Source organism: Streptomyces sp. NPDC047028 (assembly GCF_040644095.1).
GTDB lineage: Bacteria > Actinomycetota > Actinomycetes > Streptomycetales > Streptomycetaceae > Streptomyces.
Genome location: NZ_JBEYVS010000029.1, coordinates 62,201 through 76,104 on the forward strand (window position 1 = coordinate 62,201; position 13,904 = coordinate 76,104).

Annotated in this window: 15 protein-coding genes; 12 read left to right on the forward strand and 3 right to left on the reverse strand. The window is 71.5% G+C overall.

Going from position 1 to position 13,904, the window contains the following annotated elements:
- Positions 1-2 precede the first annotated feature (2 nt).
- Positions 3-314, reverse strand: a complete 312-nt coding sequence (locus ABZ854_RS24685) for an acyl carrier protein (RefSeq protein ID WP_361214475.1) — start codon at positions 312-314, stop codon at positions 3-5.
- A 152-nt stretch (positions 315-466) separates the two neighbouring features.
- Here ABZ854_RS24685 and ABZ854_RS24690 point away from each other — a divergent pair, with 152 nt between their 5' ends.
- From ABZ854_RS24690 to serS, 12 genes are all read left to right on the forward strand, one after another.
- Positions 467-2,098, forward strand: a complete 1,632-nt coding sequence (locus tag ABZ854_RS24690; protein WP_361214476.1) for an aldehyde dehydrogenase — start codon at positions 467-469, stop codon at positions 2,096-2,098.
- Between the two features lie 32 nt (positions 2,099-2,130).
- The gene (locus ABZ854_RS24695) at positions 2,131-3,273 is read left to right on the forward strand and encodes an acyl-CoA dehydrogenase family protein (protein ID WP_361214478.1); all 1,143 of its coding nucleotides are present in this window, start codon (positions 2,131-2,133) and stop codon (positions 3,271-3,273) included.
- Between the two features lie 156 nt (positions 3,274-3,429).
- Complete coding sequence (locus tag ABZ854_RS24700; RefSeq protein WP_361214480.1) at positions 3,430-4,725, forward strand: aminotransferase class III-fold pyridoxal phosphate-dependent enzyme; 1,296 nt, start codon at positions 3,430-3,432, stop codon at positions 4,723-4,725.
- Between the two features lie 2 nt (positions 4,726-4,727).
- Positions 4,728-5,210 (forward strand): SRPBCC family protein, encoded by a 483-nt coding sequence (locus tag ABZ854_RS24705; RefSeq protein WP_361214482.1) that lies wholly within the window; start codon positions 4,728-4,730, stop codon positions 5,208-5,210.
- A gap of 22 nt (positions 5,211-5,232) precedes the next feature.
- Complete coding sequence (locus ABZ854_RS24710; RefSeq protein ID WP_361214484.1) at positions 5,233-5,778, forward strand: hypothetical protein; 546 nt, start codon at positions 5,233-5,235, stop codon at positions 5,776-5,778.
- A complete protein-coding gene (locus ABZ854_RS24715; protein WP_361214486.1) occupies positions 5,775-6,320 on the forward strand; it encodes a flavin reductase family protein in 546 nt (181 codons plus the stop codon). The genes ABZ854_RS24710 and ABZ854_RS24715 overlap by 4 nt, the downstream gene beginning before the upstream one ends.
- Positions 6,317-7,297 (forward strand): VlmB-like protein, encoded by a 981-nt coding sequence (locus ABZ854_RS24720; protein WP_361214488.1) that lies wholly within the window; start codon positions 6,317-6,319, stop codon positions 7,295-7,297. The genes ABZ854_RS24715 and ABZ854_RS24720 overlap by 4 nt, the downstream gene beginning before the upstream one ends.
- Positions 7,294-8,301: a beta-ketoacyl-ACP synthase III gene (locus ABZ854_RS24725; RefSeq protein ID WP_361214490.1), complete on the forward strand. Its 1,008-nt coding sequence runs from the start codon at positions 7,294-7,296 to the stop codon at positions 8,299-8,301. The genes ABZ854_RS24720 and ABZ854_RS24725 overlap by 4 nt, the downstream gene beginning before the upstream one ends.
- Positions 8,302-8,378: 77 nt before the next feature.
- A complete protein-coding gene (locus tag ABZ854_RS24730; RefSeq protein ID WP_361214491.1) occupies positions 8,379-8,609 on the forward strand; it encodes a phosphopantetheine-binding protein in 231 nt (76 codons plus the stop codon).
- Entirely contained in the window at positions 8,609-9,829 is a 1,221-nt protein-coding gene (locus tag ABZ854_RS24735) for a beta-ketoacyl-[acyl-carrier-protein] synthase family protein (RefSeq protein ID WP_361214493.1), read from the forward strand. The genes ABZ854_RS24730 and ABZ854_RS24735 overlap by 1 nt, the downstream gene beginning before the upstream one ends.
- Positions 9,830-9,995: 166 nt before the next feature.
- The gene (locus ABZ854_RS24740; RefSeq protein ID WP_361214495.1) at positions 9,996-11,477 is read left to right on the forward strand and encodes an APC family permease; all 1,482 of its coding nucleotides are present in this window, start codon (positions 9,996-9,998) and stop codon (positions 11,475-11,477) included.
- Positions 11,470-12,747, forward strand: coding sequence for a serine--tRNA ligase (gene serS / locus ABZ854_RS24745; protein ID WP_361214497.1), 1,278 nt, complete (start codon positions 11,470-11,472; stop codon positions 12,745-12,747). Before ABZ854_RS24740 ends, serS begins: the two co-directional genes overlap by 8 nt.
- A 55-nt stretch (positions 12,748-12,802) precedes the next feature.
- On the opposite strand, the gene fabI is transcribed toward serS, so the two are convergent.
- Together fabI and fdxA are read right to left on the reverse strand one after the other, a co-directional pair.
- Positions 12,803-13,570: an enoyl-ACP reductase FabI gene (gene fabI, locus ABZ854_RS24750; RefSeq protein WP_361214499.1), complete on the reverse strand. Its 768-nt coding sequence runs from the start codon at positions 13,568-13,570 to the stop codon at positions 12,803-12,805.
- The gene (gene fdxA / locus ABZ854_RS24755; protein ID WP_361214501.1) at positions 13,567-13,896 is read right to left on the reverse strand and encodes a ferredoxin; all 330 of its coding nucleotides are present in this window, start codon (positions 13,894-13,896) and stop codon (positions 13,567-13,569) included. Before fdxA ends, fabI begins: the two co-directional genes overlap by 4 nt.
- Positions 13,897-13,904 lie beyond the last annotated feature (8 nt).

The window sequence follows — 13,904 nt, forward strand, 5'->3', positions numbered from 1 at the left end:
TTCTAGGCGTTCTGGCTCTGGTCGGTGATGGCCTGCGTCAGGTGGTCCACGAGGTGGAGGATCGTCGGCTCGTTGAAGAGCACGCTGACGTTGATCGACAGGTCCAGGAGCTGCTCCAGGCTCTGCCGTATCTCGGTCAGCCGCAGCGAGGTGAGGCCGAGATCGAAATAGCTGACGTCGAGGGGGAGATCCTCGGACTCGTCCATGAGGAGCACGGCCCGGAATTTCTCCAGGGCGATTGTCTCGATCTCTTCGGCGAGTTCGGGGCGCGGCAGTTCGCGCAACCGCTGGATCGTGCTGTCGACAGGTGGCATGCGCCTCATGCAAGCAGCGCCGGCTGACGCCCCGCTGACGGGTCCTGACCGGCCCGATGGCTGAATCAGTCCGGTGTCAGCGCGGGGTCAGATTCCGCTGTCAGGCTCGCATTGCTTCAAGAAATCCACTCGCCATATCTGAAAGGCTGAAGATGCTTCGCGAAGCAGCGCAGGAGGAGAGTGCCGAGGCACCTTCCGGATTCAAGAGCTACGACCTCTACATCGCGGGCAAGGACGTCGCCGGTGACGGGTGGGTGTACACCGTCAGCGGGCGTTCCCTGCTGGAAGACGTTTTCACGAGCGTCAGCCTGAAGCGCACCCTCGAACAGGACCCGGAGTCCGAGGCGGCCCGGCACCCGTACGTGGTCGGGCGCTGCGCGATCGCGGACGATTCCGCCATCGACCTGGCCTCGCAGGCGGCAGCCGCGGCGGCCCCGGACTGGGCGGCCGTACCGCTGGAGCGGCGGATGCGGCTGGGCACCCGGTTCCGGGAGGAACTGATCAAGCACCAGGACGAGTTCCTGCGGATGCTGGTCGCCGAGTCGCACCCGGTGAAGCTGGCCCGCTGGGAGCTGAGCTGCCTGCTGCAGATCTACGCCCCCGGGTCGCTGCGCTGGTATCTGAAGCAGATGCGGGTGGAGAAGGAGTACAACGGCCGCAAGCTGATCCTGCACCGCCAGCCGGACGGGGTCGTCGCGTTCAACCCGCCGCAGAACGCCCCGCTGCCGTCGGCCGCGCTGTGCGTGCTGGCGCTGATGGCCGGCAACGCGGTGGTGGTGCGGGCGCCGCGGTCGATCGCGCTGTCCACGATGTGGCTGCTGCGGGAGATCGTGGCCCCGCTGCTGGAGGAGGCCGACGCGCCGGCCGGGGTGCTGAACGCGGTGTGCTCCAACCCTAAGCAGACGATGGACCGCTGGATCGCGGACCCGCTGATCAACGACATCTTCTACATCGGCGGCAGCCAGGAGGGCCTGCGCTTCGAGCAGCAGTGCGTCTCCCACGGCAAGAAGCCGATCCTCGAACTCGCCGGCAACGACGGCATCGTGGTGTGGAAGGACGCCGACGTGAAGTGGGCGGCCGAGGCCATCACGGAGGCGTTCTACGGCTCCGGGCAGATCTGCATGGTGCCCAACTACGTCCTCGTCCACCCGGAGATCGCCGAGGCGCTGATCGCGGAGGTCCGCGAGCAGGTCAAGGGCATCCGGCCGGGCCTGCCCGAGGAGGAGGACGTGCTGCTGTCGCCGGTCCGGCGCAGCGAGCGGTTCTTCCGGCTGCTGCGGCAGGCCCTGGACAACGGGGCCGAGCTGGTCACCGGCGGCAACCGCACCGAGCTGGACGGCACCGTGTCGGAGACGGGTGTGTTCCTGCAGCCGACGGTGGTCCGCGTGGACGGCCTGGACCGGGCGCGCACGTACGACGTGGTCCGCGAGGAGACGTTCTTCCCGCTGGTCCCGATCGTGGTCGCCGAACGCGACAACGACGACGCCCTGCTGGAGGCGTTCCTGCAGTTCGTCAACAGCAACGACTACGGGCTGCGCAACTCGCTGTGGTCACGCTCCGACCACGTCATCGAGACCTTCGTGCGCCGCACGGTCAACGGCGGCCTGCTGAAGGTCAACGACTCCCACATCGGCTTCCTGCCGTACCTGCCGAGCCACGGCGGCACCGGCCGCACCGGCGGCGCCTTCGGCGAGGCCAACTACCCGATGCTCAAGACGTCCCACGTGCAGGGAGTCAGCATCGCCCGCGACGTGAGCCCGTACGACGCCGTGTTCGGCGCCTGAGCCCCGCTCTCGAAGTCTTCCGGAGGTTTCCCGTGCGTTCCCTCGATGCTGCCCGGACCGTCTGCGAGCGGTTCCATCCCGGACTCCTCAAGGAGCTGGACCAGATCCCGTACGTCCAGCGGGAGCGGCCCGGCAGCCCGGTGATCGACCTGTTCCGCATCCACGGCGGGGTGGGCCTGCTGATCCCCGAGGTCTACGGCGGCCACGGCGCCGCCCCGCTGGAGGCGCTGCACGTGCAGCTGGCGCTCGGCGCGGTGTCGCCGTCGCTGGTCGCCGCCGTGTCCATGCACCACTTCACCGCCGCCATGCTGTACTCGCTGGCGGTCAAGTCGGGCCGGCTCACCGGCGGGCAGACCGCGCTGCTGCACCGGATCGTGCCGGAGCAGATGGTGATGGCGTCCGGCTGGGCGGAGGGCCGTACCGCGCAGAACGTGCTGAAGCCGGCCGTGACCGCGCGCCCGGTCGAGGGCGGGTTCCTGCTGTCCGGCGCGAAGAAGCCGTGCAGCCTGTCCCGTTCGATGAGCCTGCTGACCGCGTCCATCGCGATCCACGGCGAGGACGGCGGCGAGCCGGAACTGGCGCTGGCCCTGGTGCCCTCCGACGCGCCCGGCCTCACCGTGCACCCGTTCTGGGGCAACGACCTGCTGGCCGGCGCGGAGAGCGACGAGGTCCGCCTGGAGGACGTGTTCGTGCCGGCCGAGATGGTCGTGCGGGCCGGCGCGGACGACCCCACCCGCCTGGACGATCTGCAGTCGGCCGGGTTCGTCTGGTTCGAGATGCTGATCTCCGCCGGGTACGCCGGCGGGGCCGCCGCGCTCGTGGAGCACGTGCTGGAGCGCAAGCGGGGCAGCGCGGAGGAGCGGGCCGCGCTCGCCGTCGACATGGAGGCCGCGCTGGCCCTGCTGGAGGGCGTGGCCCGCGGAACGGGGCCGGAGCCGGGCGACGAGGCGTCGGTGGCGCGGGTGCTGGTCGCGCGTTATGCGGTGCAGAACGCGCTGCCGGACATCGTGGCCCGGTCGCTGGAGTTGCTGGGCGGGCTGGACTTCATTCAGAGCAGTGCGAGTACGCAGGTCGCTGCGGCTGTGCGTGCGCTGGCCTTTCATCCGCCCTCTCGGATTGCTGCGGCTGAGCCTCTGCTGACCTATTTCGGCGGGGGGCCACTGGTACTGGCGTAGAGCTCGGCCGGCTGAGCCGGGTGGGCGACTGCGGGGCCGTCGTGGCTGATCACGCCCACGCGGCGGCAGCCGCAAGCAGACACAGCCCCGCGCCCCTTTCAGGGGCGTCTCCCCAACCGGCGTCTCAACATCCCACCTTCTTGGAGTGAGCTACACGTGACCGTCATTCAGGACGCCCCGGCGGCGCTTGGCGCCGATAGTGAGGCGGAGATTCTCGGGTTGTACCGGGCCCATCTGAGCAAGGGCCGGGCCACGCTCGCCGAGTTGTTCGGTAGTCATATGGAGACGGCGTCGGAGGGCGCCTGGCTCACCACGAGTGACGGTGAGCGGTTCCTGAACGCGGGTGGTTACGGGGTGTTCATCATGGGCGCCCGGCATCCGATCGTGATGGAGGAGGTGGAGCGCCAGCTGCGCACCCACCCGACGGCGACCCGGATCCTGCTGGAGCCGACGGTGGCGCGGGCCGCGGAGGCGCTGGTGTCGGTGCTGCCGGCCGGGCTCGACCGGGTGCACTTCGCGCTCTCGGGTGCGGAGGCGGTGGAGACGGGGCTGAAGCTGGCCCGTGCCAACGGGTACAAGCGGACGATCTCGATGCGCGGCGGCTACCACGGCAAGACGCTGGGGGCGCTGTCGGCGACCGCGAAGGACGTGTACCAGGCGCCGTTCCGGCCGCTCGTCCCGGACTTCCTGCACCTGCCGTTCGGTGACGCGGACGCGCTGGAGGCCGAGCTGCGGGCCCACCCCGGTGAGGTCTGCGTGATCCTGGAGCCGGTGCAGGGCGAGGGCGGTGTGATCATCCCGCCCAAGGGCTATCTGAAGCGGGTCGAGGAACTGGTCCGCGAGTACGACGGGTTCCTGATCCTGGACGAGGTGCAGTCCGGATTCGGCCGGCTCGGCGAGTGGTGGGGCGCCGACGTGGAAGGCGTCGTACCGGACGTCCTGCTCGCCGGGAAGGCGCTCGGCGGCGGTGTGATGCCGGTGTCGGCGGCCGTCGCCACCCGCAAGGCGTTCCGCCCCTTCGACAAGGACCCCTACGTCCACACCGCCACGTTCTCCGGGCAGCCGGTGCTGATGGCCGCGGTGCAGGGCGCGGTGCGGGCCGTCAAGGAGGAGCGCCTGGTCACCCGGGCGATGGACATCGGTGCGCGGCTGCTGCCGCGGATCGCGGAGGTCGCCCACCGCAACATCCCCGAGCTGGTCGTGGAGGTGCGCGGCCGGGGCCTGCTCATTGGTGTGGAGCTGGTCGAGGCGGGCCTCGCCGGCGAGCTGCTGATCGAGCTGTTCAACCACGGTGTGGTCGCCAACCACTCCATGAACGGCAGCTCGGTGGTGCGGTTCACACCGCCCGCCGTGCTGACCGACACCGACGTGGACTTCCTCGTCAACTCCTTCGACCTGGCCACTCGCGACCTGATCAAGGGCGCGGCCACAATGCCGGAAGGCGGTAACTGATCGTGCGGCACGTCGAACTCGATGCCCTGATACCCGCGGAGCAGGCGGAAACGGTCCTGCACGCCGTGCGCCGCTGGGAGCGCTACCCGGAGCTGGCGCCCCACGTCAACGCGACCACCGTGCACGCCTCCTACCCCGACCCGAAGGCCTCCTCCAGCTGGGAGCTGCACTTCCGCAGCGGTCTGCTGCGCTGGACCGAGGACGACACGGTGGACCCGGAGGCGGGCGAGATCCGCTTCGAGCAGTCCGACGGCGACTTCGACTCCTTCGAGGGGACCTGGTCGATCCGGCAGGACGGCGCCGACGTGGCCGTCCGCTTCGACGCCGACTTCGACTTCGGCATCCCGAGCCTGGAGGGCATCCTCGACCCGATCGCCGAGCGGGTCATCAAGGAGACCGTCGCCTGGGCGCTGACCGGCCTGTACCCGGCGGTGCGCGTGCGGGGCGGCATCGAACTGGGCCGGCCCGCCGCGGTCGGCGCCTAGGACCGGGGCGAGGAGCTGACCCATGGACCAGGCGAACCCGTTCGAGACACCGCGCACGTACTCGCTGCACCGCGCCGAGTACCTGGTGGGCCTCGCCGTCACCACCGGACTGATCGTCTACCACTTCGGCGACATCCGCTGGCTGCCGGCGCTCGGACTGTTCCTCTACATCGACCTGATCGGCTACATCCCGGGCGCGATCGCGTTCCGCAGGAGCGGCGGCCGGCCGATCCCCAAGGCGTACTACGTCCTCTACAACGTCATGCACAGCCTGATCACTCAGGGCGCTGTCGCCGCGCTGTGGTGCTGGCTGGTCAAGCCGGAGTGGGCGCTGCTGGTGCTGCCGTTCCACCTGTTCGGCGACCGGGGCCTGTTCGGCAACTTCATGAAGTCGTTCGCGCTGCCCTTCGAGCCGGTGCGCCAGGAGGGCTACCTGCGGCTGCTGGACGACCTGGGCCTGCCGCACCCCAAGCCGGTCGGGCACGCGACGGAGCCGGTGCCGGTCGGGCACGTCCCGGCGCGTACGACCGTACCGCGGCCGGTGCAGGAGACGGAGGCCGTGCGATGACCACGGCGACCGGCGTACGGCGTCCCGTACGGCAGGACCCGGCCGAGCGGCGGCGGGCGCTGTACCACCTGGCGTCCCCGGTGTCGGTGCTGACCACGGGCCCCGAGGAGCGGATGCACGGCACCACCGCGAGCACCGTCACCCTGGTCTCGCGCGAGCCGCTGCTGGTCGGGGTGGTGCTGCGGGCCGGCTCGTCGTTCGCCCGGCTGGCCGCCGCCGAGGGCCGCTTCGCGATCAACGTGCTCGGCGCCGACCAGGCCGACGTGGCACGGCACTTCGCCGACAGCTCCCGGCCCGACGGGGACGCGGCCTTCGCGGGCCTCGCCTGGACGGCGGACCGGTACGCGCACGCCCCGCTCATCGCGGGCGCGCTCGCCCACTACGTCTGCCGCTTCCACTCCGCGCAGGCGGCGGGCGACAGCGAACTGCTGCTCGGTCACGTCGTACGCGCCACGGCGGACCCCGGGCTGCCGCTGTTCAGTTACGCCGGCGGGCTGTACGCCGGCTCCCTGCGTCCGGCTAAGGAGGCCGTCGCATCATGACCGCACCCGTGGCACCCGAGGCGGACTGGGACAAGGCGCCCGGTCTGCTGGACGGCGCGAAGGAACTCACCCTCGGCCCCGAGGAGTGCGACCTCGCCTACTGGATCACCTCGGTCGCCCAGGGCACCCTGCGCGACCGCGGGGTGACCGGCCACCACGAGAACGCGCTCACCCCGGACTTCCTGAAGGCCCCCGGCCCGCTGCGCGAGGCCCTGGTGCTGGAGTTCGGCTTCCGGGCGCTGGCGGAGGAGCTGGCCACCCGGCTGCTCGGCCACTACGTGTCGATCGCGCCCGGCATCCCCGAGATGGAGTTCTACGCCACCCAGCTGATCGACGAGGCCCGGCACGCCCGGGTCTTCCGGCAGCACCTGGTGGACCTGGGCATCCCCTCGGACACGCTGCTGGGGGGCATCGAGGAGATGGCCCGGGACTACCGGAAGCGGGTCCTGGACCCGGTGGTGGACTTCACCCTGGACATCGTCCGCGACCAGGCCGACTTCCCCGGCGGGGTCGCCGTGTTCGCCATCATCATCGAGGGCGTGCTCGCCCCGGCCGCCGAGCTGAGCGAGCGCAAGTGGACCCCGCTCTCCGCGGCGACCGGCGAGATCTCCCGCGGCACCGCCATCGACGAGATCCGCCACCTCACCGTGGCCAGCACCATTCTGCGCGACCACGTCATCAAGCACCCGGAGTACAAGCCGCGGCTGCTTCAGATCCTGCGCTCCGGCGTGAAGCTGTGGGACGAGATCCCGGACCGGGAGTTCGTCATCCACCGCGAGGAGCTGTTCCAGCAGGGCATGGCCGAACACGCGGACAGGATCGGGGACTACGAGATCTGGCCGGGCGTACGGATGCTCGACACCACCGCCGAGCAGCGCTACGACATGGCCGAGCGGTGGACCGACGAGATGGCCGAGGTCCGCATGGCCTACATGGGCCTCCCCGTGGAGGTCCTGGCCTCGGAGGCCGGCGCATGAGCGGCGGGCGGGCCGCGGTGGTCACCGGCGTCGGGTCGTACGTCCCGCCGAACGTGGTGACCAACGACGACCTGTCCCGGCGGCTCGACACCTCCGACGCCTGGATCCGGTCGCGGACCGGGATCGCCGAGCGGTGCTACATCACGCCCGGCACGTCCACCGGCGACCTCGCCGTCGAGGCGGGCCTCAGGGCGCTGAAGTCGGCGGGCACCGAGCAGGTCGGCGCGGTCGTGCTCGCCACCACCACCCCGGACCAGCCCTGCCCGGCGACCGCACCGCAGGTCGCGGCCCGGCTGGGGCTCGGACAGGTGCCCGCCTTCGACGTGGCGGCCGTCTGCTCCGGATTCCTGTACGGACTGGCCTCGGCCGCCGGACTGATCGCGGCCGGCATCGCGGACGACGTGCTGCTGATAGCCGCCGACGCCTTCACCACGATCATCAACCCGGAGGACCGCACCACCGCGGTGATCTTCGCGGACGGGGCGGGCGCGGTGGTGCTGCGCGCCGGCTCGGCCGACGAACCCGGCGCGATCGGCCCGCTGGTGCTCGGCAGCGACGGCGAGCTCAGCCATCTCATCGAGGTGCCGGCGGGCGGCTCCCGGCAGCGGTCCTCGGACCGGCCCGTCGACCCGGAGGAGCGGTACTTCCAGATGGTCGGCCGGGAGACCTACCGGCACGCGGTGGAACGCATGACCGCCGCGTCCGCGGAGGCCGCCGAGCGGGCCGGCTGGCGCCTCGACGACGTCGACCGGTTCGCGGCCCACCAGGCCAACGCCCGCATCCTGGACGCCGTCTCGGACCGGCTCGGCATCCCCGCCGAGCGGCGCCTGAGCAACATCGACCGGGTCGGCAACACCGGCGCCGCCTCCATTCCGCTGCTGCTCGCCGACGCCACCGGCGAGGGGCGGCTCGCCGCCGGCCACCGGGTGCTGCTCACCGCGTTCGGCGGAGGCCTGTCCTGGGGCGCCGCCACCCTCGTCTGGCCGGAGCTGCAGATCACCTGACCGGTCCCGATGCGCCATCAGCCACTCATATCGATTCAGCGGTACGCGGGGCGCGTACACCTTCGAAAGGAACCGACATGCTGGAGCAGCTCAAGGAAATCCTGTCCAACAAACTCAAGGTGTCGCCCGAGTCCATCACCCCGGACGCCACCCGCGAGGACATCGAGCTGGACTCGCTGGCCGTCGTGGAGCTGTCGCTGCTGCTGAAGTCCGAGCTGGACCTGGACATCAGCGACGACGACCTCCTGGAGTCCGAGACCGTGGCCGACATGGTCCGGCTCATGGAGGAGCGGAGCGCGAAGGTCTGATGGCCGGCATGGACATCGCCGTCACCGGGCTCGGTCTCGTCACCCCCGGCGGGATCGGGGTCGGACCGAGCTGGGCGGCGGTCTGCGACGGCAGGCCGGCCGCCGCCCTCGATCCGGTGCTGGCGGACAACACGGTACAGATCTCCTGCCGGGTTCCCGGCTTCGATCCCGAGTCGCTGCTGAGTGCGCGCAGGGCGCACCGCCTGGACCGGTTCGTGCAGTTCGCGCTGGTCGCCGCGCACGAGGCGGTGGCCGACGCGGGCCTCGACCCGCAGACCTGGGACGGTGCGCGGGTGGGTGTGGTGCTGGGCTGCGCCGACGGCGGGCCGGGCACGGTCGAGGAGCAGCACCATGTGCTCCGCGACCGGGGCGCCGGCCAGGTGTCGCCGCTGCTGCTGCCCATGCAGCTGCCGAACATGCTGGCCGGTCAGACGGCCATCGAGTTCGGGGCGACCGGACCCAACCTGGTGGTGGCCACCGCCTGCGCGTCGGGCGCGACCGCCATCGGCACCGCCCGGGACCTGCTGGCCCTCGGCCGCTGCGACGTCGTGCTCGCGGGCGGCAGCGAGGCCATGATCACCCCACTGGTCATGGCCGGCTTCGCCCAGATGGGCGCGCTGTCGAAACGGCACGACGATCCGGCGTCCGCGTCCCGCCCGTTCGACGCCGACCGGGACGGATTCGTCGCCGGGGAAGGCGCCGGGATCCTCGTGATGGAGCGGGTCTCCGACGCGCGGGCCCGGGGTGCGCATGTGCACGGGCGCATCATCGGGTACGGCGCGACGGCCGACGCGCACCACATGACGTCGCCGCATCCCGACGGCGCGGGAATCGAGGCGGCCGTGCGGGCGGCTCTCGCTGACGCGGGCGCCGATCCCGATGACGTCCAGCACGTCAACGCGCACGGTACGTCGACTCCGCTGAACGATCTGTCCGAGGCGCGGATGATTCAGCGGACGCTGCGGGGTGATCCGCTGGTGACGTCCACGAAGGGGGTCACCGGGCATCTGCTGGGCGCGGCGGGCGCGGTCGAGGCGGCGTTCGCTGTGCTGAGTGTGGAGCACGAGGTTGTTCCGCCGGTGGCCAACTTGGTTATCCCTGATCCTCGGATGGAGATCAAGTTGGCTCAAGGGGTTACTTCTATGCCGATTGATTTGGCGTTGAGCAACTCCCTTGGATTCGGCGGTCAGAATACTGCGCTCGCCATCGCACCTGCCTAGTTCGGTATTTGGGCGACCGCGGGCCGTATGTGGCTTGTCGCGCGCACGCGGCGGAGCCGCACATCGGGCACAGCCCCGCGCCCCTTTGGGGCACGCTTCAGCAGCCGTCCGTGGAGAAGTTCTGCGGGCGGCTGTCCCCGTCCCTCTCCCCTCTTCTGGAGTTCGTATGTCCACCAGTGGTTCTCCGCCTGCGGTCGGGCGGCTCGGTACCGGGCATATTCTGTTTCTTATTGTGGCCGCCGCCGCGCCGTTGTCGGCGATGGTGGGTACGGTGCCGCTCGCCTTCGCGTTCGGGGACGGGGCCGGCGTGCCGGCCGCGTTTCTGTTCGCCGGGGTGACTCTGCTGTGTTTCTCGGTGGGGTACGCCGTCAGTGCGCGGCGTACCGGGGGCTCGGGCGGGTTCTACGCGTCCGTCGCCGACGGGCTGGGGCGGCCGCCCGCCGTCGCCGCCGGGTACGTGGCGCTGCTGTCCTACAACTGCGCGACCGTCGGACTGGCCGGCGCCCTCGGATACTTCACCCAACTGGTGCTGGCGGCCCACGGGTTGACGGTGTCCTGGGAATGGTGCGCGGCAGTCGGGCTGGTACTGACGGCCGTGCTCGGCTACCGGGAGATCGCGCTGAGCGCACGGGTGCTGGCGCTGCTGATGCTCGGTGAGATCGGCGTGCTGGCCGCGCTGGACGTGGCGATCCTGGTCCGGCACGGGCTGCACGCGCTGCCCACCCAGTCGTTCTCGCCGCACACGGCGGCCGGGCACGGCGCCGGTGTCTCGCTGATGTTCGCGTTCGTGTCGTTCATCGGCTTCGAGTCGGCCGCGCTCTACGGCAAGGAGGCGCGGGACCCGAAGCGCAGTGTGCCCCGGGCCACGTACGCGGCTGTCGTGCTGATCGCCGGGTTCTACGCCCTCACCAGCTGGCTGGCGGTCGGCGCGATCGGCGGTGACCGGGTGCGCGAGGTGGCGGGCAAGCAGATGGGTGACCTGTTCTTCGTGCTCGGCGACGACTTCCTCGGCACGGTGGGCAGCACCGGGCTGCAGATCCTGCTGTGCACCAGCCTGTTCGCGGCGACGCTGGCCCTGCACAGCGCGGCCAACCGCTACGCCCAGGTCCTCGGCGAGGACGGGCTGCTGCCGGCCGGGCTGGCCGCCGAGCACCCCCGGTACCGCTCCCCGCACCGGGCGAGCCTCGCGCAGAGCGCGCTGACCGCGGTGGTGCTGGCCGGGTTCGCGCTCGCCGGGCTCGACCCGTACGCCGACCTCACCACCAGCATGCTCGGCCTCGGCACGCTGGGCATCGTCGCCCTCCAGGCGCTCGCCGCGCTGTCCGTGCTGGGGCTGCGGCTGCGCGGCGCCGGAGGCAAGGGCCACTGGTGGCGGGAGGTCGCCGCGCCCCTGCTGGGCTTCCTGGGGCTGGCCGCGTCCGTCTGGCTGGTGGTCGGCAACTTCGACATGCTCACCGGCTCCCCGTCGAAGGTGATCGCCGAGCTGCCCTGGCTGCTGCCGCTGGTCGCGCTCGGCGGACTGGCGTACGCGGCCCGGCTGCGCACGGCCGACTCGGCGCGCTACCGGCAGCTCGGCGCCCGTCACACCGCCACCGCCGTTCCCGAACCCCGCACCGCCCCCGCCCTGTCAGGAGACCGCCATGCATGACGCCAACGAGCTGATCGAGGCAGGACCCGAGGCCGTACGGCGGCTCGCCCGCCGCCGCTACACCCTCGACCTGGACGCCCTGGCCGCCGCCCTGCGCGCCCGCTCGGCCACGCAAGGGGAGGTCACCCGGCTGCGCACGGAGCTGAACCGGGTCTCCAAGGCCCGCCGCTCCGGGCCGCCGTCGGAGGCGGAGAAGGAGGCGGCGCGGGCGCTGCGCGCCGAGGTGCAGCAGGCGGAGAGCGCCGCCCGGACTGCGGCCGCCGAGCTGACGAGTGAACTGCTGAGCATCCCCAACCTGCCGCTGGACTCGGTCCCCGACGGTGACTCGGAGAAGGAGGCGGTGGAGATACGGCGCGGGGGTCCCGCCCCGCGGCCGGCGGCCGGCGCCCGTCACCACGCGGAGATCGGCGAGGCCCTCGGCATCCTCGACTCCCCCGCCGCCGCCCGGCTGTCCGGCGCCCGGTTCAGCGTGGCGCACGGCGCGGGCGCCCGGCTGGAGCGGGCCCTCGGTGACTTCTTCCTCGACCTGCACACCCGCGAGCACGGCTACACCGAGCAGTCGGTGCCGTTCCTGGTCGGCCGGGACACGATGACCGGCACGGGGCAGCTCCCCAAGTTCGAGGAGGACCTGTTCCGCACACAGGTCGGCGACCGGGAGCTGTTCCTGATCCCGACCGCGGAGGTGCCGCTGACCAACCTGGTGGCCGGGCAGATGCTGGACGCGCGCACGCTGCCGTACGCCTTCACCGCCCGAACTCCCTGCTTCCGCGCGGAGGCGGGCGCGTACGGCCGGGACACCCGGGGTGTGCTCAGGCTGCACCAGTTCGAGAAGGTGGAGCTGGTGCGGATCTGCGCGGCGGACGAGGCGCAGGAGCAGCTGGAGCTGATGGTCTCGCACGCCGAGGAGTGCCTGAGCAGGCTCGAACTCGCCTTCCGTACCGTGCTGTTGCCCGCCGGCGACATGGGCTTCTCGGCGCGGATGACGTACGACATCGAGGTGTGGCTGCCGGGCGGTGACGCCTACCGGGAGATCTCGTCGGTGTCCGACTGCGGCACGTTCCAGGCACGCCGCGCGGACATCCGGGTGAAGGGGGCCGACGGGCGCAAGCGGCCCGCGGCCACGCTGAACGGCTCGGCGCTGCCCATCGGCCGGACCGTGGCGGCGCTGCTGGAGCAGGGCGTGCGGGACGACGGTTCGGTGGTGCTGCCCGAGGCGCTGGTGCCGTACACCGGCTTCCGGCGGATCCTGCCGGGCGGCACGACCGAGTGACGGACGCACGCGAAGGGGGCGGGAGTTCGACTCCCGCCCCCTTTCCGTGTGGGTGTCACGCGCCCATCATGTGCACTCCGCCGTCCACGTGGACGATCTCGCCGGTGGTGCGCGGGAAGAAGTCCGACAGCAGGGCGACGACCGCGCGGGCGGCCGGGTCCGGGTCGGTGAGGTCCCAGCCGGCCGGTGCCCGGTGGGTGGTCCAGACGTCGGCCAGGTCGGCGAAGCCGGGGATGGACTTGGCGGCCATCGAGCGCAGCGGGCCGGCGGCGACCAGGTTGCAGCGGATGCCGCGGCCGCCGAGGTCGCGGGCCAGGTAGCGGCTGGTGGACTCCAGGGCGGCCTTGGCGACGCCCATCCAGTCGTAGTGCGGCCAGGCGACGGCCGCGTCGAAGGTGAGGCCGACGACCGAGCCGCCGCGCCGCTCCAGCAGCGGCAGGCAGGCCGTGGTGAGCGACTTCAGGGAGTACGCCGAGACGTGCACGGCGGTGGAGACGTCGTCCCAGGTGCCGTCCAGGAAGGAGAAGGCGCCCTGGGGGCCGTAGGCGATGGAGTGCACGAGACCGTCGAGGGAGTCGGTGTGCTCGCCGATCCGGGCGGCTAGGGAGTCCAGGTGGCCCTGGTCGGTGACGTCCAGCTCGATCACCGGGGCCGGCTTCGGCAGCTTGCCCGCGAACCGCTCGATCAGGGAGAGCCGGCCGAAACCGGTGAGGAGGACCTCGGCGCCCTCCTCCTGGGCGATGCGCGCGGTGTGGAAGGCGATGGAGGCGTCGGTGACCATGCCGGTCACCAGGATCCGCTTGCCGGCGAGGATGCCGCTCATCCGACCGACACCCCCTTCGGCACCGCGTTCACCAGCGGCGAGTCGTGGTCCTGGGGGCCCAGCGAGCTGCCCCCGCCGGGCGAGCCGAGCCCGGCGAAGAAAGCGGCGTTGGAGGCCGCGTGGTCGCCGCCCCACTCCTCGGGCGTGTCGTCCTCGAAGTAGATCGCGTCGACCGGGCACACCGGTTCGCAGGCGCCGCAGTCCACGCATTCCTCGGGATGGATGTACAGGGCGCGGCGGCCCTCGTAGATGCAGTCCACAGGGCACTCGTCGATGCAGGAGCGGTCCTTGACGTCGACGCAGGGCAGGCCGATGACGTAGGCCATGCTCAACT

What these genes read in the sequence shown, in the direction of transcription:
- ABZ854_RS24715 (WP_361214486.1), top strand. Translation starts at nt 5,775, where the DNA reads ATGACCACGGCGACCGGCGTACGGCGTCCCGTACGGCAGGACCCGGCC.
- ABZ854_RS24725 (WP_361214490.1), top strand. Translation starts at nt 7,294, where the DNA reads ATGAGCGGCGGGCGGGCCGCGGTGGTCACCGGCGTCGGGTCGTACGTC.
- ABZ854_RS24710 (WP_361214484.1), top strand. Translation starts at nt 5,233, where the DNA reads ATGGACCAGGCGAACCCGTTCGAGACACCGCGCACGTACTCGCTGCAC.
- ABZ854_RS24690 (WP_361214476.1), top strand. Translation starts at nt 467, where the DNA reads ATGCTTCGCGAAGCAGCGCAGGAGGAGAGTGCCGAGGCACCTTCCGGA.
- ABZ854_RS24730 (WP_361214491.1), top strand. Translation starts at nt 8,379, where the DNA reads ATGCTGGAGCAGCTCAAGGAAATCCTGTCCAACAAACTCAAGGTGTCG.
- ABZ854_RS24740 (WP_361214495.1), top strand. Translation starts at nt 9,996, where the DNA reads ATGTCCACCAGTGGTTCTCCGCCTGCGGTCGGGCGGCTCGGTACCGGG.
- serS (WP_361214497.1), top strand. Translation starts at nt 11,470, where the DNA reads ATGCATGACGCCAACGAGCTGATCGAGGCAGGACCCGAGGCCGTACGG.
- ABZ854_RS24735 (WP_361214493.1), top strand. Translation starts at nt 8,609, where the DNA reads ATGGCCGGCATGGACATCGCCGTCACCGGGCTCGGTCTCGTCACCCCC.
- fdxA (WP_361214501.1), bottom strand. Translation starts at nt 13,896, where the DNA reads ATGGCCTACGTCATCGGCCTGCCCTGCGTCGACGTCAAGGACCGCTCC.
- fabI (WP_361214499.1), bottom strand. Translation starts at nt 13,570, where the DNA reads ATGAGCGGCATCCTCGCCGGCAAGCGGATCCTGGTGACCGGCATGGTC.
- ABZ854_RS24720 (WP_361214488.1), top strand. Translation starts at nt 6,317, where the DNA reads ATGACCGCACCCGTGGCACCCGAGGCGGACTGGGACAAGGCGCCCGGT.
- ABZ854_RS24685 (WP_361214475.1), bottom strand. Translation starts at nt 314, where the DNA reads ATGCCACCTGTCGACAGCACGATCCAGCGGTTGCGCGAACTGCCGCGC.